The sequence below is a fragment of the Pseudomonas sp. LSJ-87 genome (assembly GCF_032971465.1).
Taxonomy (GTDB): domain Bacteria; phylum Pseudomonadota; class Gammaproteobacteria; order Pseudomonadales; family Pseudomonadaceae; genus Aquipseudomonas; species Aquipseudomonas putida_Z.
This window is the reverse complement of record NZ_JAWJYQ010000001.1, coordinates 404267-429689: the sequence shown is the minus strand read 5'-3', so window position 1 is coordinate 429689 and position 25423 is coordinate 404267. Positions and strand designations below refer to the sequence as shown.

22 protein-coding genes are annotated in these 25423 nt (G+C 64.5%); 10 read left to right on the top strand and 12 right to left on the bottom strand.

The window, feature by feature from the left end; genetic code table 11:
- Window positions 1–146: 146 nt before the first annotated feature.
- The 3 genes from RYH74_RS01850 to RYH74_RS01840 all read right to left on the bottom strand — a co-directional run bounded on the left by RYH74_RS01850 (window position 147) and on the right by RYH74_RS01840 (window position 4253).
- Complete coding sequence (locus tag RYH74_RS01850) at window positions 147–1745, bottom strand: MFS transporter (RefSeq protein ID WP_317408879.1); 1599 nt, start codon at window positions 1743–1745, stop codon at window positions 147–149.
- A 1-nt stretch (window position 1746) separates the two neighbouring features.
- Window positions 1747–3009: an OprD family porin gene (locus tag RYH74_RS01845; protein ID WP_317408878.1), complete on the bottom strand. Its 1263-nt coding sequence runs from the start codon at window positions 3007–3009 to the stop codon at window positions 1747–1749.
- Window positions 3010–3341: 332 nt separating this feature from the next.
- The gene (locus RYH74_RS01840; protein WP_075046740.1) at window positions 3342–4253 is read right to left on the bottom strand and encodes a LysR substrate-binding domain-containing protein; all 912 of its coding nucleotides are present in this window, start codon (window positions 4251–4253) and stop codon (window positions 3342–3344) included.
- Between the two features lie 280 nt (window positions 4254–4533).
- Between RYH74_RS01840 and ycaC (RYH74_RS01835) the strand changes: the two genes are divergently transcribed.
- Window positions 4534–5163, top strand: a complete 630-nt coding sequence (gene ycaC, locus RYH74_RS01835) for an isochorismate family cysteine hydrolase YcaC (protein WP_013974760.1) — start codon at window positions 4534–4536, stop codon at window positions 5161–5163.
- 177 nt (window positions 5164–5340) lie between these two features.
- On the opposite strand, the gene RYH74_RS01830 is transcribed toward ycaC (RYH74_RS01835), so the two are convergent.
- Window positions 5341–5634 (bottom strand): hypothetical protein, encoded by a 294-nt coding sequence (locus RYH74_RS01830; RefSeq protein ID WP_015272306.1) that lies wholly within the window; start codon window positions 5632–5634, stop codon window positions 5341–5343.
- A gap of 605 nt (window positions 5635–6239) precedes the next feature.
- Between RYH74_RS01830 and RYH74_RS01825 the strand changes: the two genes are divergently transcribed.
- Together RYH74_RS01825 and RYH74_RS01820 are read left to right on the top strand one after the other, a co-directional pair.
- The gene (locus RYH74_RS01825; RefSeq protein ID WP_081742331.1) at window positions 6240–6518 is read left to right on the top strand and encodes a type II toxin-antitoxin system RelE/ParE family toxin; all 279 of its coding nucleotides are present in this window, start codon (window positions 6240–6242) and stop codon (window positions 6516–6518) included.
- A gap of 12 nt (window positions 6519–6530) precedes the next feature.
- Window positions 6531–6815, top strand: a complete 285-nt coding sequence (locus RYH74_RS01820) for a HigA family addiction module antitoxin (protein WP_232881284.1) — start codon at window positions 6531–6533, stop codon at window positions 6813–6815.
- Between the two features lie 4 nt (window positions 6816–6819).
- Here RYH74_RS01820 and RYH74_RS01815 read toward each other — a convergent pair whose 3' ends face one another.
- Window positions 6820–8607 carry a monovalent cation:proton antiporter-2 (CPA2) family protein gene (locus tag RYH74_RS01815; protein ID WP_025341083.1) on the bottom strand — a complete coding sequence of 596 codons (1788 nt, stop codon included), beginning with the start codon at window positions 8605–8607 and terminating at the stop codon, window positions 6820–6822.
- A 242-nt stretch (window positions 8608–8849) separates the two neighbouring features.
- Entirely contained in the window at window positions 8850–9824 is a 975-nt protein-coding gene (locus RYH74_RS01810; protein ID WP_075046737.1) for a GlxA family transcriptional regulator, read from the bottom strand.
- Window positions 9825–10004: 180 nt separating this feature from the next.
- On the opposite strand from RYH74_RS01810, the gene RYH74_RS01805 reads away from it, so the two are divergent.
- A complete protein-coding gene (locus RYH74_RS01805) occupies window positions 10005–10367 on the top strand; it encodes a helix-turn-helix domain-containing protein (RefSeq protein ID WP_286100755.1) in 363 nt (120 codons plus the stop codon).
- Between the two features lie 73 nt (window positions 10368–10440).
- The gene (gene ycaC / locus RYH74_RS01800; RefSeq protein WP_004375560.1) at window positions 10441–11067 is read left to right on the top strand and encodes an isochorismate family cysteine hydrolase YcaC; all 627 of its coding nucleotides are present in this window, start codon (window positions 10441–10443) and stop codon (window positions 11065–11067) included.
- A gap of 117 nt (window positions 11068–11184) precedes the next feature.
- Here the strand turns inward: ycaC (RYH74_RS01800) and RYH74_RS01795 are convergent, their stop codons facing one another.
- Window positions 11185–16233: an AAA family ATPase gene (locus RYH74_RS01795; protein WP_317408877.1), complete on the bottom strand. Its 5049-nt coding sequence runs from the start codon at window positions 16231–16233 to the stop codon at window positions 11185–11187.
- 238 nt (window positions 16234–16471) lie between these two features.
- On the opposite strand from RYH74_RS01795, the gene RYH74_RS01790 reads away from it, so the two are divergent.
- Complete coding sequence (locus RYH74_RS01790; RefSeq protein ID WP_075046734.1) at window positions 16472–17464, top strand: response regulator; 993 nt, start codon at window positions 16472–16474, stop codon at window positions 17462–17464.
- Window positions 17461–17829, top strand: coding sequence for a response regulator transcription factor (locus RYH74_RS01785; RefSeq protein WP_075046733.1), 369 nt, complete (start codon window positions 17461–17463; stop codon window positions 17827–17829). Before RYH74_RS01790 ends, RYH74_RS01785 begins: the two co-directional genes overlap by 4 nt.
- A 223-nt stretch (window positions 17830–18052) precedes the next feature.
- Here the strand turns inward: RYH74_RS01785 and RYH74_RS01780 are convergent, their stop codons facing one another.
- Complete coding sequence (locus RYH74_RS01780) at window positions 18053–19543, bottom strand: YifB family Mg chelatase-like AAA ATPase (RefSeq protein WP_317408876.1); 1491 nt, start codon at window positions 19541–19543, stop codon at window positions 18053–18055.
- Window positions 19544–19682: 139 nt separating this feature from the next.
- A complete protein-coding gene (locus RYH74_RS01775) occupies window positions 19683–19949 on the bottom strand; it encodes an accessory factor UbiK family protein (protein WP_025341076.1) in 267 nt (88 codons plus the stop codon).
- 520 nt (window positions 19950–20469) lie between these two features.
- Between RYH74_RS01775 and glnK the strand changes: the two genes are divergently transcribed.
- The 3 genes from glnK (at window position 20470) to sutA (ending at window position 22945) form a co-directional block, all read left to right on the top strand.
- Entirely contained in the window at window positions 20470–20808 is a 339-nt protein-coding gene (gene glnK, locus RYH74_RS01770; RefSeq protein ID WP_002555808.1) for a P-II family nitrogen regulator, read from the top strand.
- Window positions 20809–20854: 46 nt separating this feature from the next.
- On the top strand, window positions 20855–22186 hold the full coding sequence (locus RYH74_RS01765) for an ammonium transporter (RefSeq protein WP_025341075.1): 1332 nt from the start codon (window positions 20855–20857) through the stop codon (window positions 22184–22186).
- Between the two features lie 429 nt (window positions 22187–22615).
- A complete protein-coding gene (gene sutA, locus RYH74_RS01760) occupies window positions 22616–22945 on the top strand; it encodes a transcriptional regulator SutA (RefSeq protein WP_013974748.1) in 330 nt (109 codons plus the stop codon).
- A 170-nt stretch (window positions 22946–23115) separates the two neighbouring features.
- Here sutA and RYH74_RS01755 read toward each other — a convergent pair whose 3' ends face one another.
- From RYH74_RS01755 to RYH74_RS01745, 3 genes are read right to left on the bottom strand one after another with little or no spacing between them, the layout of a single operon-like run.
- Window positions 23116–23811 (bottom strand): HAD family hydrolase, encoded by a 696-nt coding sequence (locus RYH74_RS01755; RefSeq protein WP_013974747.1) that lies wholly within the window; start codon window positions 23809–23811, stop codon window positions 23116–23118.
- Window positions 23808–24707: a tyrosine recombinase XerC gene (gene xerC, locus RYH74_RS01750; RefSeq protein ID WP_317408875.1), complete on the bottom strand. Its 900-nt coding sequence runs from the start codon at window positions 24705–24707 to the stop codon at window positions 23808–23810. The genes RYH74_RS01755 and xerC overlap by 4 nt, the downstream gene beginning before the upstream one ends.
- Complete coding sequence (locus tag RYH74_RS01745; RefSeq protein WP_015272252.1) at window positions 24707–25417, bottom strand: DUF484 family protein; 711 nt, start codon at window positions 25415–25417, stop codon at window positions 24707–24709. Before RYH74_RS01745 ends, xerC begins: the two co-directional genes overlap by 1 nt.
- Window positions 25418–25423: the final 6 nt, after the last annotated feature.

Genomic DNA, 25423 nt, shown 5'->3' with positions numbered 1-25423 from the left:
GGGCCAGTTATTGGCCCCCTTTTTTGTTCCTTCTGTGCTGGCCCTATCGCCGGCAAGCCAGCTCCCACAGGTACTGCACAGCCCTCAGGACCTGTGGAGACCTTGTGGGAGCTGGCTTGCCGGCGATAGGGCCGGAGAGGCCAACATCAATGGTGAGCCTTGTGCTCAGCTCCAGCCAACAGATGCCGAATCTTCACTTCCACCCCATCGGTCTGCAGCATCCGCACCCTGGCCTCGATCTTCAGCTCACCCCGGGTTACCCGGTGGTGATGCCTCAAATGCTCCAGCCACGATTCCTCGAAGAAGAACTCCAGCCACAACGCCGGGTCCGCACTGTCGCGCATCAACCCCCACGACAACGCGCCATTGCGCTTGCGCATCGCCTCCAGCTCCCGCGCTGCCTGCTGGAACGCCTCGGCCTTGGCCGGGTCGATGTGGTATTCCACGGTGACCATCACCGGCCCGCTTTCCTTGTCCATGTCGTCGCTCAGCAGCGGCACCGGCCAATGCAGTGACGGCGTCAGCTCCTCGGCTGCGGTTTCCGGCAGCGTCACCTTGCAGGTCAGCAGCGTGCCCAGTGCCAGGCCTCCTGCGGCCAGCAGCAGGCTCAAGGTGATGGTTGCATGGCTGGCCAGCGTGCCCCACAGCAACCCGCCACCGGCCATGGCACCAAAGAAGATCAGGATGTACACCGACAGCGCCCGCGCCCGTACCCAGGCTGGCACCGAGGTCTGCGCCGCCACCTGCAGGTTGGACAGCACGGCAATCCACGCCGCGCCGCTGAGCAGCATTGCCGGCAGCAGCACATAGAAGTCGCGCACCAGCGCCAGGGCCAGCAGGAACAGGGCATACAGCAGGCTGGCCAGCAGCACCAGGCGGTCGCGGCTGATGCGTTCGCGCAGGCGTGGCAGCAAGGTGGCGCCGGCCACCGCGCCGATGCCGATGGCCGCCAGCAGCAGGCCGAAATCGGCGGCGGTGCCATGCATCTCGCCACGCACGATCAACGGCAGCAGCGAGGTGCCGGCGCTGGCGCAGAAAAAGAATGCCAAGGCGCGCAATATCACCGCCTGCAAGGGCTTGGCACTGCGCGCGAAACGCAGCCCGGTGCGCATGGCGCCGACGAAGCGCTCGGCCGGCAGCAGTGGCTCCTTCACCTCGCGCTTCCACAGGAACAGCACCAGGATTACCCCGGCGAACGAGATGGCATTCAGGGCGAAGGTCAGCCACGGGCCGACCATGCTCACCACCACGCCCGCCAAAGCCGGGCCGATGGCGCGCGACACGTTGATCCCGACACTGGAAAGCGCCACCGCGTTGGCCAGGTCGTCCTTGCCCACCAGCTCCGGTGTCAGCGCGCTCCAGGCCGGCATCATCAGTGCCGTGCCGATGCCCAGCGCCAGGGTAAGCACCAGCAGCAGGGTGACGTTCATCAGCCCGAGCAGGGTCAGGGCCGCCAGAACCACGGCCACCGTAGACATCCACAGTTGCACCAGCAACAGGTAGCGGCGCTTGTCGACGATATCCGCCGCCGCGCCGGCCGGCAGTGCGAGGAAGAACATCGGTAGCGAGCCGGCTACCTGGATCAGGGCCACATGCAACGGGCTGGCCGACAGCGTGGTCATCAGCCAGCCGGCGCCCACCTCGTGCATCCAGGTGCCGATGTTGGAAGCGATGGTGGCGATCCACAGCATGCGGAAGGTGGCGTTGCGCAATGGGCTCCAGGCGCCTGAAGGGGTCGTGCTCATGTCAGAAGCTGCCTTTGAGTGGGTATTCGATGATCAGGTAGATCCGGTCGATGTCATCGCCGGCCTGGGCCTGGTTGGCGCGGTGGCTGACGTGGGAAAACGACAGGCTCAGGTCCTTGGCGGCGCCCGACTGCACCACGTATTTCAGGTCGATGTCGCGCTCCCAGTGCTTGCCGCCGTCGCCGTACTGGCCCACATAGGCGCCGCCTGCCGGGGCATGGCTGCCGTCGATGCCACGGCCGCTGACGTAGCGGCCCATCAGGGTCAGGCCGGGGGCGCCGAGGGTGGCGAAGTCGAGGTCGTAGCGCAGTTGCCACGAGCGCTCGCCGGGGCCGTTGAAATCGGCGTACTTGATCGAGTTGGCCAGGTAGATGGAGTCGCCGCCGACGAAGTCGAACGGGGTATCGCCCTCGACCTTCTGGTAGGCCAGGCTCAGCGCCTGGGCGCCGAAGCTGTACCTGGCCAGCAGGCTGTAGGCGAGGGTGTCGATTGCCCCGGCACTGGCATTGCCGGTGTCGCGGGTCTTGTACAGGTTGCCGTCCAGGCGCCAGTTGCCCTCGGCCAGGTTCAGGTTGAGGTAGGCCTGGCGCCAGGTGTCCTCCAGCTGGCCTGCGTACAGTGCGCCACCAAATGGCCCGTCGGGTGCGAACGCGGCGCCGGCCAGGCTGATGGCACGGTTGTCGGTGGTAGCTCCGTAGCCGCTGAAGTCATCATGGCTGGAGCTGTTGTCCTGGTTGTTGAAGGCGGTGAAGTGCCCGGCCTGCAGGCGCCAGTCGGGCAGGTCGGTGTTGTCCAGGAACCAGCCGGTGGCGTACTCCGGGTGCAGGCGTTTGTCGCTGGTGTCGAACACCGGGGTTTCCACGGTCATTTCGCCGTAGCGCAGTTGGGTGTTGCCCAGGCGCAGCTTGAGTGCGGCGCCGGCGCTGGAGTAGTCGGACTCGGCGCGGCCATCGCTGTCGCGTGGCAGCAGGCCGGTGCCGGCATGGCCGCGGCCGCCGTCCAGCTTGAGGCCGAGAAAACCATGGGCATCGATGCCGACGCCGAGTGCGCCCTCGGTGAAGCTGGAGCGGATTTCGCCAATGAAGCCCTGGGCCCATTCCTGGCGGTAGTTCTGGCCACTGCCGGAGGGCGAGCGGAAGTCGCTGTGCAGGAAGTAGTTGCGGCTGAGCAGCGACCAGCCGGGCTCTTCGGCCTGGCTGAGCGCCGGGCACAGGGCGAGGGTGGCGAGCAGGGCGCGGCCTGGTCCGTGAGTGGCGCGGATCATGAGGGCTCCGGGAGGGATGATCCGGGAATGTGGATGAAGGATGGGCCAGGGGTCTTGTATGTGTGTGCTCTGGCTGGTTTTGCCTGTGCCGGCCTCTTCGCGGGTAAACCCGCTCCCACAGGTACTGCACAGGCCTTGGAGCTAGTGGTGACCTGCTCTCACAGGTACTGCACAAGCCCTGGGGCTAGTAGTGACCTGCTCTCACAGATACTGCACAAGCCCTGGGGCTAGTGGTGACCTGCTCTCACAGGTACTGCACAGGCCTTGGAGCTAGTGGTGACCCTGTGGGAGCGGGTTTACCCGCGAAGAGGCCGGCACAGGCGGCAACCGGCTCAAGCCATGTCGCTGATGGCGAATTCTTCGGCCAGGTGATCGATCAGCGCCCGCACCGACGGCAGCAACCCCCGCCGCGACGGGAAGATCGCATGCACGATGCCGCAACGCGGGTGCCATTCCGGCAACAACTCCACCAGCCGCCCCGCCGCCAGGTCTTCACGCACCGCCACCCGCGGCAGGTGCGCAATACCCACCCCGGCCACCACGAAATGGCGCAGGGCGAACAGGTCGTCCGTCACCATACGCGGTGTGTGCGGGATGACGATGCTGCGGCTGCTGTCCTCACCCTGGAACAGCTCCCATTGGTACTCACGCTGGGCGCTGCCCCAATGCAGGCTCGGCAGCGTGCCGAGTAGCTGCGGGTCGAAGCCCTTGGGCAACTGCTCCAGGTACTGCGGCTGGCCGACCAGGCACTGGGTACTGTTGCTCAGTACCTTCATCACCATGTCGGTGTTCTCCAGCGGCGGAAAGCGCACCCGCAGGGCGATGTCGAAACCCTCGTGCAGCAGGTCGACGCGGCGGTTGGTGCTCTCGATGAACAGCTCCACCTGCGGGTACTTGAGCATGTAGCGGGTCAGCATCGGCCCGACCCAGGAATTGAGCAGGGTGGTCGGGCAACTGATACGCACCAGACCGCGCGGTTCGCTGCGGTTGCGCTCGATGATCTCCGCCGCGCCCTCGGCCTCCACGCGCATGGCCAGGCAGCGGTTGTAGTAGGCCTGGCCGATCTCGGTGAGCGAACAATGGCGGCTGGTGCGGTGCAGCAGGCGCACGCCCAGTCGGTCTTCGAGATCGGCGATGCGCCGGCTGAGCTTCGACTTGGGCATGTCCAGCGCCCGGCCAGCCGGGGCGAAGCCGCCGTGTTCGACTACCTGGGTGAAGTAGTAGAGGGAGTTGAGGTCTTCCAATGATCGGTCTCCAGGTACTTGGTTGCCTGTGCCGGCCCTTTCGCGGGTAAACCCGCTCCCACAGGTACTGCACAGAGCCCAAGCCCGGCGCCATCCCTGTGGGAGCGGGTTTACGCGCGAAGAGGCCGGCACAGCCCCTACAAATCTATCGTTCATAAAACGGAACGCTAAAGCCAAATTCTGCTATCTACCGCCACAAAGGTGATGATTTTAATCTGTGCCCATCAACGCGAAACACCCCCGAATGCTGAAAAATTCATAACCCTTAGGAGCACAGACCATGAGCAAATTCACCTACAACCGCCTGAACAAAGACGACGCCGCTGTCCTGCTGGTCGACCACCAGGCTGGCCTGCTGTCCCTGGTCCGTGACATCGAGCCGGACAAGTTCAAGAACAACGTGCTGGCCCTGGCCGACCTGGCCAAGTTCTTCAACCTGCCGACCATCCTCACCACCAGCTTCGAGCAAGGCCCCAACGGCCCGCTGGTACCAGAGCTGAAAGCCCTGTTCCCGGACGCCCCGTACATCGCCCGCCCAGGCCAGATCAACGCCTGGGACAATGAAGACTTCGTCAAGGCGGTGAAGGCCACTGGCAAGAAACAGCTGATCATTGCCGGCGTGGTGACTGAGGTCTGTGTAGCGTTCCCGGCGCTGTCGGCCCTGGAAGAGGAGTTCGAAGTGTTCGTGGTGACCGATGCTTCCGGCACCTTCAACGAAATGACCCGCGATGCTGCCCATGACCGCATGAGCCGCGCCGGCGCGCAAATGATGACCTGGTTCGGCGTGGCCTGTGAGCTGCACCGCGACTGGCGCAACGACATCGAAGGGCTGGCGGCGCTGTGCTCCAACCACATTCCGGATTATCGCAACCTGATTACCAGCTACAACGCGCTGACTGCGGGTAAGTAACAGCCCGTTAGTTGAATGCAAAAAGGCCGGCTTCCTCTGTAGGGAGCTGGCCTTTTTTGTTTGCTGCGCTGGCCCTTTCGCGGGTAAACCCGCTCCCACAGGTACTGCACAGTTTCAGCGCCTGTGGTGATCCTTGTGGGAGCAGGTTTACCCGCGAAGAGGCCAGCAAGGACAACATCAATTCATGGGCTGCGACTCAATCCCATCCAGCAATGCCTCAACCAATCCTTCTGCCATTTCGAGCGCATTCAGGTTGCTCCAGAACAGGCTCTTGCCGGTTTCATCCAGGTGTTCCAGGGCTTTGTAGCCACAATCGTAGGCACCACGCAGGTACTGGGCGACATGCACCAGGGCGTCGTGGGCAGAGACGCCTGGGTTTACTGTGAACAAAGGTGGATGGCCGGCATCGCAGCGGCTGAAAGCGCGCTCTTTGGTGTCGGGAAGAGGTGGATTGGGGACAATTTTTTTCATAGCCAAACTCCGATAGAGGTTGGCCGGCACCATCCGTTTCCACGCGAAGGGTGGCGGCTGCACGCGGGGTGGAAAGCCAGGCTATCGGAACCCCGGCAGGCCATTCGGCCTCCCGCGCGCAGCTGCCATGACAACAGCTATTCCGATTTACCTGCCGGGTTTCCACACCCGATCGCTGAACCGACAGCGACCCGGCAAGCCTAGAGAGCAGGCTTTCCCCGGACAATCAGACGGGCTTCGACACGGTGCGTAGGATAAATCTTCAGACGGTGTGCCTGAGTAGGAAATGACTCGCAGGTAAGTAGGAGGCTGCTGAGACGTCTGCGTTTTAATTCCGCACGCTGCTAATCGTGGCCAAGCCTTCTCTTCCAAGATTGCACCAGACCGACTTGTAGTGATGGCACGCGAGGGGCCATGTGGGCGATTTGCTTCTGACGGGCATCTTTTTTGGGAAATTTCTTACGCGCAGATCGGAGCGTCAGACGGCGCCAAAGCGAGTGGTCAGGAACAAACTGGGCAACCCGGAAATCATTCAGGAGTATGTCTATGTACGTTCCCAATGCTAACTTGAAAAGTGTAAGGCTTGACCTTACACTTGATCTCCAATGATACGAAGCTTCAGGCACAAAGGCCTGAGGCTACTTCATCAGCAAGGCGACTCATCAGGAGTGCGGGCAGATCATGTTGCCCGTTTGCGGCGCTTACTCGCTTCACTTGAAGTAGCGCAGACGCCTTCAAATATGAATCGCCCTGGTAACCGGCTTCATCCCCTGCATGGAAAGCTGGATGGCTTTTGGGCAGTGAATGTCTCGGGCAATTGGCGTCTGGTGTTCCGCTTCGTTGGTACAGACGTGGAGCTTGTCGATTATCTGGATTACCACTAGGAAGCTGAAATCATGGCTATGTTCGATCCGCCCCACCCTGGCGAGTCCCTCCGTGAAGACGTGTTACCTGCGATTGGCATGAGCGTATCGGGGCTGGCTCGACACCTCGGCTACTCGCGAGGGCAGTTGTCCACCGTTCTTAACGGGCGCGCCGCCATATCAGCCGACCTTGCTTATCGCCTTGAGTTGGCGGGCCTCGGTGATGCCCACCAGTATCTTGCGGAGCAGGCTGCTTATGATCTCTGGCAGGCCGCGCACCGTGAGCACCCGCAAATAGTACGGCTAGTGTTTGCCTGATAGCTCAATCCGCATCCGAATCAAACAACCGCTCCAACTCCGCCCGGGCCTCCTTGGCCGTCTGCATCACCTTGGCCCGGTCATCACGCACCTGCCCCTGGGCCACCAGCACTTCTTCGTCATGCTGGGTAAACCGCGCAATCCGGTCCGCCGCCTGCGCCTCGCTCAACCCCAACCCCACCAATGCCCGGCGGGTCATCTCCAGGCTGGAGTAGAACGTCTCGCGAATCGGCTCGGCGCCGACATCCGCCAACTTGTGCACATGCTGGCGGTTACGCGCGCGGGCCAGCACTTTCAGGTGTGGGTACAGGCGTTTCACCCGTTCCGCCGTGTGAATGGCGGCTTCCGGGTCATCGATGGTGATGATGAAGTATTCCGCCTCGCCCACCTTGGCGGCATGCAGCACCTCGGGGCGCAGTGGGTCGCCGTAGAACACGGGTACCTGCTCGAACATACGGGTCATCTCGATGGTGTCCACCGAGGTTTCCAGGGCAATGAACGGAATCTTCTGTGCCCGCAGGATGCGCGCGACGATCTGGCCCATGCGGCCCATGCCGACGATCACCACCCGTGGCGTGTCAGCCTGGATCTGCTTGTAATGCTCCGGCACTTCACGCGCCGGTTGCGGACGCTTGAGGGCGTGTGCGCAGCCAATCATCAGCAGCGGGGTAATGGCCATCGACAGGGTGATGGTCATCAGCAGCAGGTCGTAGGTCTGGGTGTCGAACAAGCCTTGGTCCTTGCCCAGCTTGAACACCACGAAGGCAAATTCGCCACCGGCAGCCAGCACCATGCCCAAGCGCAGGGCACTGGCGCTGTTCAGGCCACCGGCCAGGCGCCCGACGCCGATCAGCAGTACCAGCTTCACGGCCACCAGCAGCAGGGTCAGGCCCAGCACCACCAAAGGCATTTCCAGCAGCAGGCGCAGGTTGGCGCCCATGCCGACGCTGATGAAGAACAGCCCCAGCAGCAGGCCCTTGAACGGTTCGATCTGCGATTCCAGCTCGTGGCGGTATTCCGAGTCGGCCAGCAGCAGGCCGGCGAGGAAGGCACCCAGGGCCATGGAAATGCCGGCTTCTTCCATCAGCCAGGCAGTGCCGATCACAACCAGCAGCGCGGTGGCGGTGGACACTTCCGGCAGGCCGGTGCGGGCCACGGTGCGGAACACCGGGCGCAGCAGGTAGCGGCCACCGACGATGACCACGGCGATGCTGGCGAACACCTTCAGGCCATGCTCCAGGCTGTCGCCGTGGCTGGTGTCCGGGCCACTGGCGGCCAGTAGCGGAACCAATGCGATCAGTGGGATGGCGGCGATGTCCTGGAACAGCAGGATGGCGAACGCCAGGCGGCCATGCGGGGCGTTGAGCTGCTTGCTTTCGGCCAGGCTCTGCAGGCCAAGGGCGGTGGACGACAGCGCCAGGCCCAGACCGAGCACGATGGCCGCCGGTAGCGTCTGGCTGAAGCCGAACAGGGCGATGGCGCCGATCAGCGCACCGGTCAGCAGCACCTGGGCGGTACCGACGCCGAATACGGACTTGCGCATCAGCCACAGGCGCTTGGGCGACAGCTCGAGGCCGATGATGAACAGCAGCAGGACCACGCCCAGCTCGGAAATGTGCGCCACGCTTTCGGTGTCGCGGATCAGGCCCAGCGCCTGCGGGCCGATGATCACGCCGGCGAGCAGGTAACCGAGCACGGCCCCCAGATGCAGGCGCTTGGCCAGGGGGACGGCGAGGACAGCGGCGAGCAGGAAGATCACCGCGGTTTGCAGAAGGCTGCCTTCGTGTGGCATTGGCTCGTACTCCATGAGCTGCCGGGGCAGCGTTAGATCAGTTTGGCGGACAATTCTGGGGAATGTGGGAGTGCCAGACAATCTGCTGTGAGGAAGACACATTGTCCTGAATCAGGTGACAATCGTGCTGGCCTCTTCGCGGGTGAACCCGCTCCCACAGGTACAGCGGTGTCTTCAAGCCTGCGCAACACCTGTGGGAGCGGGTTCACCCGCGAAGAGGCCGGCACAGGAAATCTGCATACTCAACTGCCACCAAACTGCGCCCGATACTGCGCCGGCGTCATGCCAATCCGCTCGCAGAACACCTTGCGCAAATGCCGGTCACTGCCAAACCCGCACTGCGCCGCCACTACCTTCAACGGCAGGTCGGTGCCTTCCAGCAGTTTGCGCGCGCGGTCGATGCGTGCGTTCTGCAAGTACTGCAGCGGCGTGATGCCCACCTCGCGCTGAAAGGTGCGGGCGAAGTTGCGCCCGCTCATGGCCACCAGGTCGGCCATCTTCTGCACGGTGAAGGCTTGCTCGATATGGTCGACGATATACGCCTGCACCCGGGCAATCGGCGAATCATCCCGCGGTACAGCCGCCAGCAGTGGCCCGTAGGGTGTCTGCCCACCCTGGCGATGGCGGGCGACCAGCAGCACCTTGGCCACTTCCAGGGCCAACGCCTTGCCGTGGTCTTCGGCCACCACCGCCAGTGCCAGGTCGATGCCAGCGGTGATCCCGCCCGAGGTAATCAGGCAGCGGTCGATCACGTAGATCTGTTCGGTCTCGACCTTCGCCTCGGGGAACGCCTGTGCCAGGCGCTCCACGTAGTTCCAGTGGGTGGTGCAGCGATAGCCGTCCAGCAGCCCGGCCCGGCCCAGCAGGAATACCCCCGTGCAGATGGCACCAAAGCGTTTGGCCTGGCGCACGGCCTGGGGCAGCCAGCGCTCGATGCCTGGCAGGGCAATGTCATAGGCCCCCGGGCCGCCTGGCACCAGCAACAGGTCGACGGCTTCCGGCAAATCCTCCAGACGCAGGTCGGCTACCACTTTCAACCCGCAGGAGCCGCGCACCGCTGCCTGCCCTTCGGCCAGGGTCAGCAGCCGGTACTTCCGCTCGGCAGGAAGGAAGCGGTTAGCAATGGCAAACGCGTCCATGGGCCCGGTCACGTCCAGCAACAGCACATCATTGAACAGCACCATGGCCACGGTGCGGTGGGCGGGTTTTTCCTGCATGGCTCTTTTGCCTTGAATGCCGGCCGCCACTGGCGGCCTGAAGCTGAATACGAAACGCATCTTAAGGTATCGGTAAAACAGCCAGGGCCAGCAGCGCGTAATTAACAACAATTCAGGTTTGGCTCAGGACTTTGTCATGTGCCGGGGGCGAGACTTTCTGCATTGAACAGGAGAGTCGCCATGCACCCCGGGACGCCCCAAGCACCGCTGCAACCCCCCGGCGCACTGACGCCAGCACGGTTGCGCCAGGCCAAGGAACTGATGTTGCACAGCCCGTTGTCGATCATCGAAATCGCCGGGGTATGCAACCTCACCCGCAGCCACTTCTCCCGCGCATTCAAGGTCAACACCGGCCTCTCGCCCCAGGCCTGGCGCCTGCTGGCACGCATGGAAAAGGCCAAGCGCCTGCTCGCCACCGAGGCGCCGATCACCCACGTGAGCCTGGAATGCGGCTTCTGCGACCAGGCCCATTTCACCCGTGCCTTCAGCCGCCTGGTCGGCCAGCCGCCCAAGGCCTGGCGCCAGGCGCAGGCCCATCCTTAAGCCGAACCTATCCGCCGGTATAGCCCCTTGTGGACAGTGCCGGCCCGTTTTCCCAACCCAAGGAGTCACCCCGATGAGCCAACCCGATTACAAGCGCCTGAACAAAGACGACGCCGTGGTGCTGCTGGTCGACCACCAGACCGGCCTGATTTCACTGGTGCAGGACTTCTCGCCCAACGAGTTCAAGAACAACGTGCTGGCCCTGGGCGACCTGGCCAAGTTCTTCGGCCTGCCGACCATTCTCACCACCAGCTTCGAGCAAGGCCCGAACGGCCCGCTGGTGCCCGAGCTGAAAGAGATGTTCCCGGATGCGCCGTACATTGCCCGCCCTGGCCAGATCAACGCCTGGGACAACGAAGACTTCGTCAAGGCGATCAAGGCCACTGGCCGCAAGCAGCTGATCATCGCTGGCGTAGTGACCGATGTGTGCGTGGCGTTCCCGACCTTGTCGGCGCTGGCGGAAGGTTTTGAAGTGTTCGTGGTGACCGATGCTTCCGGCACCTTCAACGAAACCGTGCAGCAGGCGGCCTGGGTGCGCATGACCCAGGCGGGTGCACAGATGATGAACTGGTTCTCGGTGGCCTGTGAGCTGCACCGCGACTGGCGCAATGACATCGAAGGGTTGGGTAACCTGCTGTCGCAGCGCATTCCCAACTACCGCAACCTGATGAACAGCTATGCGGCCCTGAGCGCCCGTTGATGTAAGCCTGTACCGGCCCTTTCGCGGGTGAACCCGCTCCCACAGGAACCGTGCAGTTCTCAGGCTGTGCCCTATCCCTGTGGGAGCGGGTTCACGCGCGAAAGGGCCGGTACAGGCTCAAGAAGGATTCACAGGCAGCGTAAAGCGAATCCGACACCCCCCCAGCTCTGACCCCAGCGCCTGCAACTGCCCACCATGGGCCTGCACCACCGAGTTGCAGATCGCCAAGCCCATCCCCATGCCGCCGATCTTGGTGGTATGAAACGCATCGAACACTCGCTCGCGCTCATCCGCTGCGATCCCCGGCCCGTTGTCGTCCACGCAGATTTCCACCCCATCCCCGACCACCGCCGACGCAATCCGCAGCACCCCATCGCTGCGATACCCCGCCAGCGCCTCCAGGCCATTGGTAATCAGGTTGAACACCAACTGCTGCAACTGCACCGGGTCGGCCATCACGCTCACCCCCGCCTGCAAGCGCATCTGCACGTCCACCGTGCCCTTGGCGGCATCGGCCGAGGTCAGGCGCACCACTTCGCGGATCAGTTCGTCCAGCTTCACTACCTTGAGCTGCATCGGTGACTGCTTGGCCAGCGAGCGCAGTGCACGCACGATGTTGGCGGCCCGTTCGCTGTCGTTGCGGATGTCTTCCAGGCCGGCAATGGCCTCTTCCAGGTCGGGCTTGGCGCGCTTCAGCCAGCGCAGGCTGGCAGCGGCGTTGGAGGCGATGCCCAGCAGCGGCTGGCTGATCTCGTGGGCGATGGACGCGGACAGCTCGTTCATCACCTGCAGGTGCGCCGTGCGCGCCAACTCCGCGCGGGAGCGGCGCAACTCGGCCTCCATCTGGGCGCGGGTCTGGTTGTCTTCGGCCAGGCGTGTGTAGAACTTGGCGGTTTGCAGCGACACCGCCGCCTGCGAGGCGAGGATTTCCAGCATGGCCAGGCGCTGGCTGCCGAACAGGTTCGGGACCAGGCGGTTTTCCAGGTACATCAGGCCGATAAGCACGCCCTGGATCACCAGCGGCAGGCACAGCACCGAACGGGCCTTGCGCGCCTGCAACTGCTGGCGGAAGGCCTCGGGGCAATCGCTCTGGGCATCGTTGAGCACCAGGGGCTTCTTGGTGCGCATGGTGGCGTTGATGATCGACAGCGGCGCCTGGGTCATGAACTTCTGGCAGTCGTCCATGCTCACGTGCAGCCCGGCGTCGTCGATGTAGGCGAGGGCCGCCATCTGGAATTCGGCACCGCTGACGATCAGCAGCGCACCGTGGTCGGCGCCAGAATGCTGGGTCAGCTGGCCCATCAGGGTTTCGATCAGGCCCTCGAGCAGCACTTCCTCGGACAGCGCCCGTGCTGCCTCGATGCCGGCTTCCAGGTCGAGCTTGGCCTGGTGGGTGGCGCGGTGGCTTTCCTGGATCGGCTGGGTGCGCAGGAACGGGTGCAAAGCCTCCAGCTGGTGCACCTTGCCGGTCGCGCCCCAGATATGGAAACAGTCGCGGGCGATGCGCAGGTGCAGGTTGGCGCCGGAGATCAGGCCGCTGGGGATGCATACCTCGGCCAGCTGTTCGTGGGCCAGCGCCTGCTCGTGGATGAAACCGGCGGCGGTGGCGGCGATCTGTGCCTGGTCGAAGCAGCGGATGGCGGCCAGGCCGTCGCCTTCGAGCTTGGCGATCACGCCTTCGATCAGCAACAGCTTGTTGCGGAAGGTGGCCGGGTTGAAGCCGGCCCAGCGGCCGAAGCGCTCGCGCAGGGCGTGTAGCTCGCGCAGCTTGTCGGCAAGGCTGCCAATGGCCTCGGGGCTGCCCAGGGCCAGGCCGCGGAACAGGTGATAGTCGGCCAGGTTGATGTGCGCCGGTACCGCCCAGGTGTTGTCGCCGGCCAGTGCCAGGTTGCGCATGGCCTGCGGGATATTGCCCAGGTAGAAGTCGCACATGCCGGCCATCAGGTACTGGAAGAACCGCGTGGTAGGCGATTTCGAGGCTGTGGCCGAGGCCGGGCAGGGCGTGCCGCTCAATTTGGCGACGAACGCTTGCTGGGCCTGCAGGATCTGCTCGATGTCGCGGTAACCGTAGCGACGCACGGTGGCCAGGCCTTGCGCCAGTTCCTCCACCACGTCCGGCAGGTAGCGGCCCATGAACAGCGAATCGGAAACCAGGTGGTTGCAGGCATAGCAGCTCATCGCCAGGTCACCGCTCACGCGCCCTGAGTCGACCGCATCCAGCGCGGTACGGCGGGAGAACTCCATGGGCGAGGTCCAGGCGCTTACCTGGTCCAGGGCCAGCAGCGCGCTGGTCAAGTCAGCGTCGAAACCGTGCCGCTCTATCAGTTTGAGCGCAGCCAGGCAGCAAGCATGGCCATCATGGTAGGCGCCGAAGCGCTCGGCAATCATCACTCCGTACCAGGCCATGCCGTAGGTGCTGCCCGGGGCGACGCCGTGCACCAGCGACAGCTCCATGAGTTTGGCCAGGTGCAGGAAGCAGATGTCGTCCTTTACAAAAAACGATGACGACAGGGTGGCCAGCAGGCTGATGGCAACCGTCACTTCCTCCGAATCGGTGCGCTGCAGCGACTCCAGGCAGTGGCGGCCTTTCTGTTCGACCAAGGCCTGTACATGGGCATGACTGGCCTCGACCTGTTGCCAGTCGACACCCCGCACCGGGCTTATACCTAGCAAGTCCAGGCCGGATATGGCGCTGTCGATGGCCGCCTGATAGTCGCCGCGCAAGGTGCACAGCAGCGCCTGCAGGCGGCACACCCGCGCCTGGTCCAACGCCGAGCGAGCGCGCTGGCGGCATTCAGTGATGCGGGCCTCGGCCGCGATCATTCGCGACAGTTGCATGTCGCACTCGGTGGCCATGCAGGCGATGGCAAAGCCATGCGTGGCGCGGCTTTCCAGCGTTGCGCCGTGGTGCAACAACTGCTCGGCCGTGTGCAGGTAGCCAGCTGTCTGTTCGAAAGCGCCGCCGTCGCGTGCTCGTGCTGCGGCTTCGCGTAAAAGCTGCAGGAACGCTTCGCAGTCATCCGCTGCAAACCCGCATGGGCTGGCGCGTTGCAGCTGGTTGGCAAGCTCGAACAGTGCCTCGTGCAGACGCCCCGGCCAGGCCTGGCGCATGGCCAGGGCGATATTTGCATGCAGCTGGGCACGCTCGCGCGCGGGCGTGAGAGCGTACGCGGCTTCCATCACCCGCTCGTGAGCGAAGCCCAGGCCGTTCTGGCCCGATTGCAGGAAACCCGCGCCAATCAGGGCTTTCAACGGTTCGCCGGGCACTTGAGAGAGCACCTGCTGAAGCAGGCGTTCATCGCAGCGGCTGCCCGCCGCGCTGGCCACTCGCAGCAGGTCGCGCTGCGGCTCTGGCAGGCGCGCCAGGCGGTGGATCATCAGGTCGGCGACATTGTCGGAATAGCGGTGGCGGGCCACGGCCTTCAGGCACCATGACCAGCGCATGGCCTGGGTGTCGAAGGTGAACAGCTGGTCTTCGACCAGGGCCCGGAGAATCTGATTGATGAAGAACGGGTTGCCCGCCGTCTTGTCGTGCACCAGCTCGGCCACCTGCAATGCATCCTCGGGGCCGACATGGTAGCGCTCGCCGATCAGCTCGGTCACCGCGCCCACCGCCAGGGGCCGCAGGTTCAGCGTGGTGCTGCGCACCGCTGCAGGCAGGGCAAGGGGTGTGCTGCTGGCTGGCGCATCATTGCGCCGGGCGAAGATCAGCAACAGGTTGCCGGGCGCGTGAGCCAGCAGTTGCGCCAGCAGTTGCTGGCTGGCGTCGTCTACCCACTGCAGGTCATCGAAGAACAGCACCAGCGGCTGGCCGGGGCGGCTGAACACCTGCAGGAATTCGACGATCGCCCGCAGCTCCTTCTGCAGCGCCAGGCGCGTGGGCTTGGCCGGCAATTCGGGCAGGGGGCCGAGGACCAGTTGCAGGTCTGGCGCCAGCTTGCCGAGCAGCCGGCCGTGGCCCTTGATGCGGCGCAGGATCTCGCGGCGCAGGGTGTCGAGGTCCTGGCTGTTCTTGGCCAGCAACTGGGTGGTCAGCGCGCCGAGAATTTCGACCCAGGGCGCGTAGGGCACGGCCTGGGCAACGCCGCTGCACTTGCCGGTGGCCCAGTAACCCTGGGCGTTGGCCTTGAGTGCTGCCTCGACCAGGCTCGACTTGCCCATGCCGGTAGCCCCATTGATGAACAGGGCCTGTGGCTTGCTGTCACGGCGCAGGGCCTTGAGCAGCAGGGCGATGGCCTTTTGCTCGGCGCAGCGGCCATACAGGCGTGCTCGGTCGGGCGTGACCGGGTCGGCACAGCCTGGTTCGAAGGCCTCCATGGACTTGCTGGCGGCCCACTGCCGCTGGCAATGGGCCAGGTCCACCGCCAGGGCGCGCGCACTCTGGTAGCGGGCGTCCGGCTCTTTGGCCAAGGCCTTGGCCAGGATCCGGCTGAGAGGTTGCGGCACATTGCTGTCCACTTCGCAGGCCGCTCGTGGCTGCACGCCGGCATGCAGCTGGCGCCAGTGCTGGGTGTCGCGTCCGGCCAGCGGCAATTCGCCCAGCAGTAGCTGGTAGAGGATCGCACCCAGGGCATAGATGTCGGTGCGTCGGTCGCTGCTGCTGCCATGTGGGCAGACCTGTTCCGGCGCCAGGTACGCCCAGTTGCCGAGCGCGGTGCCCTGTTCGCTGATCAGCTCCGCCGGGTCGGCGCGAAAGCAGCCCAGCCGCACTCGCTGGTTGGTGTGCAGGCACACATGTTCGGGCTGCAGCGCGCCGTGCAGCACATTGCGTTCGTGGGCCTGGGCCAAGGCAGTGGCCGCGTTTACCGCAATATCGAGAAACGGCGTCAGGGCTGCTGGGCCTTCTGCGATAAGGTCGGCGATGGAGCGGCCGGCCGGGTACACCAGTAGCGGGCCTTCGGCCGAACGCACGAACGCCGAGGGGATCACCGCCCACTGCGGGTCGAGTTGCAGGCGGTAGTCACGTTCCAGGCGCTGGCAGGCGGCGGGGGCCTCGCGGGGGGCGCGCACGGCGATCCAGGCCTGGTGGGTGGCAGGGTCGCGCAGGCGGAAGTAGCTGAGCTCACCTTCCTGGCCCAGCGCGCTGATGTCGCACCGGTTCAGCCAGCCCTCGTCGACGGACTGGTCGTAATCGATGGGCCTGTGGGCAAGGCGTTCATCGAGCATAAGGCACCCCTGCTAGCGACATCCTGACGCGCGAGTATACGCAGCGAACCCAGCACGGATGCGGGCTGCAGACTGCTTGGCAGGAACGGGTACGCTGTTGTCCGTTATCGTCCCCTGGGGGCTGGCGGGCTTTTGTATAGTCCTCGGGCCAACCTATCCCTCGGGATAATTGTCTGAAGGCGTACGCTGGCCTAGGCTGCCCGGGGCTGGGAAACGCCCATGCCCGCGCGAGGAAGCCATGATCCGAATAGGTAATGCCCAGGTGTCGCTGGAGCGGCGCGAAGCCTTTGTTGATGGCAAGCCGATCCTGTTGGGCGGGCGTGCCTTCGAGGTGCTGGCGACGCTGATCAAGGCCAAGGGCCGGGTGGTCGGCAAGGACGAGCTGTTCAGCCAGGTGTGGGCCGGCACGGTGGTCGAGGACAACAACCTGCAGGTGCAGGTGTCCTTGCTGCGCAAGGCCTTTGGCGACCGTGGCCTGATCCAGACCGTGCCGCGCCGGGGCTATCGCCTGGCCGCCGAGATCAGCCTCGAGGTGCCTGGCGAGGCGTTGGGCAAATCGCCGCTGTGCGCCGTGGCCGACACTGTCGAGTTGTTCGATGAGCACTTGAACGTGCCGGTGCTGGTGGTGGATGACGACCCGTCGGTGCGTACGGCGTTAGGCCGCCTGCTGCGCTCGCAGGACATTCCGCATCATTTGTTCGCCAGTGCCGAGGCGTTGTTCGAGGCCCGCCTGGAAACCCCCTATGCCTGCCTGTTGCTGGACATGCACCTGCCCGATACCAGCGGCCTGGAGGTACAAGACGCGCTGCGCCGGCTGGCGCTGCCCTGGCCGGTCGTGTTCATGACCGGCTTCGGCACCATCCCGATGACCGTCCAGGCCATGCGTGCCGGGGCCGTAGAGTTTTTGACCAAACCGTTCGACGAAGACCAGCTGCTGACACTGCTGCAGGCGGTGCGCACGCGTGCCGTGGCCGAAGGGCGCAGGTGGCACCATGCGCGGCAGGTCGAGGAAAAGTACCAGCGCCTGACCCAGCGCGAGCGCCAGGTGTTCTCGCTGGTGGTTGGCGGCCTGTCGCACAAGCAGATCGCCAAGCAGATCGGCACCAGCGAGGTGACGACCAAGGTGCACAAGAAGAACATCATGAACAAGATGCAGTCCCGCTCGCTGCTGGAGCTGGTGGCCATGCACAACGTCATCGGGGCGCAGCCTGAGGGCCTGGGCGGCGCATGAGCAGAGCGGTGTGCATCGTCGACGACGATGCGTCGGTGCGCAAAAGCCTGGCCAACCTGCTGCGTTCGGCAGGTTTCGAGACCTTGTCGTTTGCTGCAGGGGACCTGTTCCTGGCCTCGGCACTGGCGCGGCAAGCGGGGTGTGTGCTGCTCGACCTGAGGATGCCTGGAATGAGCGGGCTGGCGGTGCAGCGCGAACTGGCCCGGCTGGAGTGGCGTTTGCCGGTGATCTGCATGTCGGCGCATTGGGATGAAGGGGCGGTGCGGGCGGCGATGGCGCTTGGGGCGTTGGTCTGCCTGGGCAAGCCGTTTTCTGAAGAGGTGCTGCTGAAGGTGGTTGAAGATGCTTTGCTGGGCAGCCAGTAAGGTATTCCTGTCCCGGCCCCTTCGCGGGCTCGCCCGCTCCTACAGGGACTGCACTAGGCTTTGGGCCGATGTATTCGGTGTGGGAGAAACTGTCTTGCACTGTCTGTACTGGCCTCATCGCTGGCAAGCCAGGCTCCTACAGGGACTGCGCATGGCTTGAGGCCGATGCGGTCGGGGTGGGAGCTGGCTTGCCGGCGATGGGCTGCAAGGCAGCCCCGGCAATCTAACTGCTCCCCGGCCGGTACTGCAGGGTCTCGGCCAGATGCGCCCGGCCAATTGCCTGGCTACCTTCCAGATCCGCCAGCGTCCGCGCCACCTTCAACAACCGGTGTGCCGCGCGCAACGACAGGTTCAGCCGTTCACAGGCCCCCTCCAGCCAGGCCTGGTCCGCCGCTGCCAAGCCACAATGGCGGCGCAACCCCTCAAGGTCGAGAAACGCATTCGCACACCCTTGCCGCCGCTGTTGCAGTTCACGTGCCTCGGCTACCTTGGCCGCCACATCGGCACTGGTCTCGCCGCAGGGCTGGTTGTTCAGCGTGGTGCTCTCCCGGGCCACGGTCAGGTGCAGGTCGATACGGTCCAGCAGCGGCCCGGACAGCTTGTTGCGATACCGCGCGATCTGCTCGGTACTGCAGCGGCAGCGGCCAGTGGGGTCGCCCAGGTAGCCGCAAGGGCAGGGGTTCATTGCCGCCACCAGTTGGAAACGTGCCGGGAAGCGCACCTTGTCGCGGGCCCGGGCAATCACGATCTCGCCCGACTCCAGCGGCTCGCGCAACACCTCCAGCACGCGCCGCTCGAATTCCGGCAGTTCGTCCAGAAACAGCACGCCATGGTGGGCCAGGGTGATTTCGCCCGGTTGCGGCCGGCTGCTGCCGCCGACCAGCGCCGGGCCGGAGGCGGAGTGGTGTGGATGGCGAAAAGGCCGCTGCGGCCAGCTGCTCAGAGGCGCATGGCCGCTGACCGACTGGATCGCCGCCACTTCCAGTGCCTCGTGCTCGTCCAGCGGTGGCAGCAGCCCCGGCAGGCGGCTGGCGAGCAAGGTTTTGCCGGTACCGGGAGGCCCGGTGAACAAAAGGTTGTGCGCCCCGGCCGCCGCTAGCAGCAGCGCACGCTTGGCCGCCAGTTGGCCCTGCACTTCGCTTAGGTCCGGGTACGGGCGTTGCTGCAGGATCAGGCCGTTGGCCGCATACGGCGGCAACGGCACCTGGCCGTTCAGGTGGGCGACCAGCTCCAGCAGGTGCCCCACCGCATACACCACCAGCCCGCCTGCCAGGCTGGCCTCCTCGGCATTCTCCCGTGGCACCACCAGCGCCCGCCCTGCTTCGCGTGCCGCCAGTGCCGCGGGCAGCACGCCCTGCACCGGGCGCAACTTGCCAGATAGCGCCAGTTCGCCCAGGCATTCGACCTCGGCAAGGGTGGCCGTTGGTACCTGGCCATCGGCGGCGAGGATACCTAGGGCAATGGCCAGGTCATAGCGCCCGCCATCCTTGGGCAGGTCGGCGGGGGCGAGGTTCTGGGTGATGCGCCGCTGCGGATAGTTCAACCCGGAGTTGACGATGGCGCTGCGTACCCGGTCCTTGCTCTCTTTGACCGTGGTTTCCGGCAGACCGACCAGAGTGAGATGGGGCAAGCCGTTGGCCAGGTGGGTTTCGACGCTGACCGCCGGTGCCTGCACGCCCACCTGGGCGCGGCTGTGGACGAGGGCTAGGGACATGGACGCTCCGTTGTCGCTGAAGAGGGCCGCTTCCTGCGGCTTGGCAAGCATAGCCAGCGCGGCCCGGGCCGGAGCTACAAGTGTGCGTCGTGGTTTTTCAGGCTAGGGCGTTACCCTGTATTTTCATGCCCTTGCGCATTCATTCATCCTGCGGGGCTGGATTCAGCCGTGCTTCCAGTTCGGCTACCTGTTTTTCCAGGGCTTCGAGGCGTGCGCGGGTGCGCGCCAGGACGACCATCTGGCTGTCGAATTCTTCGCGGCTGACCAGGTCCAGCTTGCTGAAGGCACCTTGCATCAGCACCTTGAACTGGCTTTCCAGTTCGGCGCGGGGCTGGGCGGTATCGCTGCTGAACAGGCGCGAGGCCTGGTCGCTCAGGGCATCGAGAAGGGCTTTGGGCGCGAGCATGGGGCTGTCCACTGATACTGGGAAATGGCCGGCAGTGTAGCACGGGCGAACCTGGCCCTTGATTGCGCATTGGTCCCTTGTGGGAGCGGCCTTGTGTCGCGAAAGGGCTGCGCAGCAGCCCCGGGATATAGGTTGCGCAGCATGCATTGCCGGGGCCGCTGTGCGGCCCTTTCGCGACACAAGGCCGCTCCCACAAAAATCATTCGCCCTCGCCACGCAGTTGCACATTTTTCGAGCAACGCGCCAGGTCGGGATGCACCGAAATTGTGCATGTTTCGCATGCTGGCGACTGGCCAATTCCGACTGATTCACATAACTCGCTGTTTTCCCGTGCTTTGACGGAACTGGCAAGGTTTCTGCAAAGACCACTGCGAGCCATGCACTGATGCAGTTCCTTGTGACCAGGCAGTGCGCACGCGGAGCCGGATGCCGACGACGCGTTACAAAGCCAAGCGCTGCGCTTAGACTTGAGACGGGTTTGTTTTCCTGGGGCAAGTCCACCAAATCGGGAGAGAGTTTCATGAAGCTAGTCACAGCCATCATCAAGCCGTTCAAGCTGGACGACGTGCGCGAGTCGCTGTCGGAAATCGGCGTGCAGGGCATCACCGTCACCGAAGTCAAAGGCTTCGGTCGGCAGAAGGGCCATACCGAGCTGTATCGCGGTGCTGAATACGTGGTCGATTTCCTGCCCAAGGTGAAGATCGATGTCGCCATCGATGACAAGGACCTTGATCGGGTAATCGAAGCCATCACCAAGGCAGCCAACACCGGCAAGATCGGTGACGGCAAGATTTTCGTGGTGAATCTGGAGCAGGCGATCCGTATCCGTACCGGCGAAACCGATACCGACGCGATCTAAGCAGCAACAAAGCCTCACCAAACCCAACGCCCCAGGAGAAAACAACATGACTCTGCGTAAGATCGCAGGGCTAGGAGCCCTATTGTCCCTCGTAATGCCCGGGCTTGCCCTGGCCGAGGAAGCTGCCCCAGCGCTGAACTCCGGCGACACCGCCTGGATGCTGACCGCAACGGCGCTGGTGCTGTTCATGACCATTCCGGGCCTGGCCCTGTTCTATGGCGGCATGGTGCGTTCCAAGAACGTGCTGTCGGTGATGATGCAGTGCTTTGCAATCACCGGCCTGATGAGCATTCTCTGGGTCGTCTACGGCTACAGCATGGCCTTCGATACCACTGGTATGGAAAAGGGCGTGCTCAACTTCAATTCCTTCGTCGGCGGCTTCTCCAAGGCATTCCTCAGCGGCGTCACGCCCTCGAACCTGACCTCGGCTGCCGCGCTGTTCCCTGAAGCGGTATTCATCACCTTCCAGATGACCTTCGCCATCATCACCCCGGCGCTGATCGTCGGTGCCTTCGCCGAGCGCATGAAGTTCTCCGCGATGCTGGTGTTCATGGGCATCTGGTTCACCCTGGTCTACGCGCCGATCGCGCACATGGTCTGGAGCGGTGACGGTGCACTGATGTGGGACTGGGGCGTGCTGGACTTTGCCGGCGGCACCGTGGTGCACATCAACGCCGGTATCGCGGGCCTGGTCTGCTGCCTGGTGCTGGGCAAGCGCAAGGGCTACCCGACCACCCCGATGGCCCCGCACAACCTGGGCTACACCCTGATGGGCGCGGCCATGCTGTGGATCGGCTGGTTCGGCTTCAACGCAGGCTCTGCCGCTGCCGCCAACGGCACCGCCGGCATGGCCATGCTGGTGACCCAGATTGCCACCGCCGCCGCGGCCCTGGGCTGGATGTTCGCCGAGTGGATCGGCCACGGTAAGCCGAGCGCCCTGGGCATCGCATCGGGCGTGGTCGCCGGCCTGGTCGCCATCACCCCGGCTGCCGGTACCGTAGGCCCGATGGGTGCCCTGGTGATCGGCCTGGTCTCGGGTGTGGTCTGCTACTTCTGCGCCACCAGCCTCAAGCGCAAGCTGGGCTATGACGACTCGCTGGACGCCTTCGGCGTGCACGGCATCGGCGGTATCATCGGCGCCATCCTCACCGGCGTGTTCGCAGCCCCGGCGCTGGGCGGCTTCGGTGCCGTCACCGACATCGGCATGCAGGTCTGGATCCAGGCCAAGGGCGTGATTTTCACCGTGGTCTACACCGCCATCGTCACCTACGTGATCCTCAAGGTGCTGGATGTGGTGATGGGCCTGCGGGTCAGCGAAGAAGAAGAGTCGGTCGGCCTCGACCTGGCTCAGCACAACGAGCGCGGCTACAACCTGTAACTGCGACGCGGTAAAAACTTGCCCGGCTTGCCGGGCATTTTTTTGCCAGATTTTTAGCATTTCCCGCACGGCAAACGGTTTATCCGACACGTTCGCGACGTAGGCGGAAATCTTACAAAACGCAGAGCATTCATGGTGCTTTGCTTTTTCTGCTGGCGCGCTAGAATGCGCGCCGAAGGGTGTTTGACGAGTAGTCCACACGCTTCGCCAGCCTTTGCTAGGCTTGCCAATAGCGTGTGGCCAGCAGGGGCTAAAGGATTTGTCAGGTCCTGCCAGGAGCAGGGCCTGCTGGGTGCCGCCTCCCATCAGGAGCGCCGACCCTAGGGCAGTGGCCTAACCCACGGCCAGTTGAATTTTCACTGGTGGCTGCCGGTCTACGGCTGCACTGGTCTATAACTAACCTGCTTTTCGCAAGTCATGAGGTAGAACATGAGCGACGACGATCTGGAAAATGATGACCTCGAAGTAGGCGACGAAGACGAGGGCGATGAAGGCCTCGAAGCGGCAGCTGATGACGGCGCCGAAGACGCTGGCGATGACGACAGCAGCCCGGCACCCGCTGCCAAGGGCAAATCCAAGGCCGCGGTCTCGGTAGACGAGATGCCGAGCATGGAAGCCAAGCAGAAGGAGCGTGACGCCCTGGCCAAGGCCATGGAAGAGTTCCTCGCTCGTGGCGGCAAGGTTCAGGAAGTCGAGGCCAACGTGGTCGCCGACCCGCCCAAGAAGCCGGACAACAAGTACGGCAGCCGCCCTATCTGAGTGGCTGATCGAAAAAAGCCCGCCGTCGCTGCGGGCTTTTTTGTGCCTGTTGGTTATGGATTGCCTGTGCCGGCCTCTTCGCGGGCACGCCCGCTCCCACAGGGACCTGAGGGCGGTGGTGAACCTGTGGGAGCGGGCGTGCCCGCGAATGGGCCGCGAAGCGGCCCCTGTCAGCGCCAGCGCGCGAGGATGTCGGGTAACTGCGACAGGCGCTGGATCTCGGCATCCGGCGCCTGTTCGCCTACCCACGCCTTGCCCTGCGGGTTGAACCACACCGCGCGCAGCCCGGCACGCTGGGCACCGGCGATGTCATCGCCCGGGTGGTCACCGATGTGCACCGCCGCGCTGGCCTCCACGTCGCCGCGGCGCAGGGCTTCGAGGAACGGCGCCGGGTCCGGCTTGCCGATGCCGAGGTCCTCGGCACACAGGGCAAAGCGGAAATAGTCCGCCAGCCCCAGCCGGCTCACGTCGGCATTGCCGTTGGTGACCACGCCCAAGGTGTAGTGATGGCGCAGGATCTCCAGCACCGGCTGCACCTCCGGGAAAATCTCAACCTGGTGGCGGGCATGCAGGAATACTTCGAAACCTTCGTTGGCCAGCTCCTGCGCATGCTTTTCGCTGTAGCCGACTTCTTCCAGGGCATGGAACAGCACCCGTCGGCGCAGGGCGCTGATGCGGTGCTTCAGACCGGGTTCAGCTTGCACCAGGCGCTCGCGAATGGCGAACAGGTGCTCCACCGGCACGCCGCCAAGGATTGGGGCGTTGGCTTCGAGCCAGTCGCGCAGCACGACTTCCGCGCTGGCAATCACCGGCGCGGTATCCCACAGGGTGTCGTCGAGGTCGAAGGTGATCAGCTTGATGCTCATGAGTCTGTGCCTTTGCTGCGTTTGGCCCGAGGGTGGGCGCTGTCGTACACCGCGGCCAGGTGCTGGAAGTCCAGGTGGGTATAGATCTGCGTGGTGCCGATGTCGGCATGGCCGAGCATCTCTTGCACTGCGCGCAGGTCCTGGGACGATTCCAGCACGTGGCTGGCGAAGGAATGGCGAAGCATGTGTGGGTGCAGGTGCTGGCCCAGCTCGCGCTCACCGGCCGCCTTAACGCGTTGCTGAACGGCCCGTGGGCTGATGCGGTTGCCCTGGCGGGTGATGAACACCGCGCGGTCGCGTGGGTTGCCGATGCCGCGAAGGCGGTACCAGGCCTGCAACGCTTCGCGGGCCTTGCGGCCGACCGGCAGCACGCGGGCCTTGCCGCCCTTGCCCAGTACCTGCACCAGGCCGGCTGCGAGGTCGAGGTGATCGAGGTCGAGGTTGGTCAGCTCGGACAGGCGCAGGCCCGACGAATAGAACAGTTCGAGGATGGCCTGGTCGCGACGGGCGATGAAGTCATCGTCGACGCCGCCATCAAGCAGTTGCAGGGCGCGGTCGGTGTCCAGCACCTTGGGCAGCCGGCGTTCGCCCTTGGGCGCGCTCAGGCCGCTGGCCGGGTCGTGCTGGCACAGGCCTTCGCGGTTTAGATAGCGGTACAGGCCACGCACCGCCGACAGCAGCCGGGCCAGGCTGCGCGAGGACTGGCCGTGGTGGTGCTGGCGGGCGATCAGCTGGCGCAGCTGCTGGATCTGCAGCGTCTGCCAACCGGCAATGCCGTGCTCCTTGCAGTAGGCGACCACCTTGTCCAGGTCGCGACGGTAGCCCAGCAGGGTGTGCTCGGACACCTGGCGCTCGTTGCGCAGGTGTGCGCAATAAGCCTCCAGCTGGCGTTCCATCAGCGTACCGGGCGCAGGGTCTGGGTAACGCGTGGCACAACGCGGCCAAGCACCTCGGCAATGTAGCCAAGGAACAAGGTGCCGACGCTGCTCTTGTAATGTTGCGGGTCGCGGCTGCCGATCGCCAGCACCCCGTGCAGGCCCTGGTATTCCAGGGCAGCCACGGCGCTGGAGCCCACTTCCCGGCGCTGTTCTTCACCGAACAGGAAGGCCAGCTCGTGCTCGCGCAGGTTGCCGCTGACCGTCTTGCCGCCGCCTAGCAGGGCACCGATGGCCTGCTGCGCTTCGGCGTTGCTGACCCAGCGCCCGACCGGCGCGACGTTTTCGCCGAACAGGATCAGGCTGACGAAGGGCACCTGGAACTCCTGGCGCAGGCTGTCTTCGACCGCCATCACCACTTCTTCCAGGCTGCCGGCGTCGAGCAGGTCGAGGATCAGCCGGCGGGTCTTGTCGAACAGCCGATCGTTGTCGCGGGCCACGTCCATCAGTTGTGACAGGCGGTGGCGCATCTCGATGTTGCGGTCGCGCAGCAGCTTGAGCTGGCGCTCCACCAGCGACACGCTGTCGCCACGCTGGTGCGGGATGCGCTGTTCGATCAGCAGCTCGTCGTGCTCGGCGAAGAAGGTGGGGTGGGCGCGCAGGTAGGCGACCACCGCTTCGGCATCGAGCTCGGCGGACTGCTGGGGTACAACCTGGGGCTGATCGGTCATGGCGGT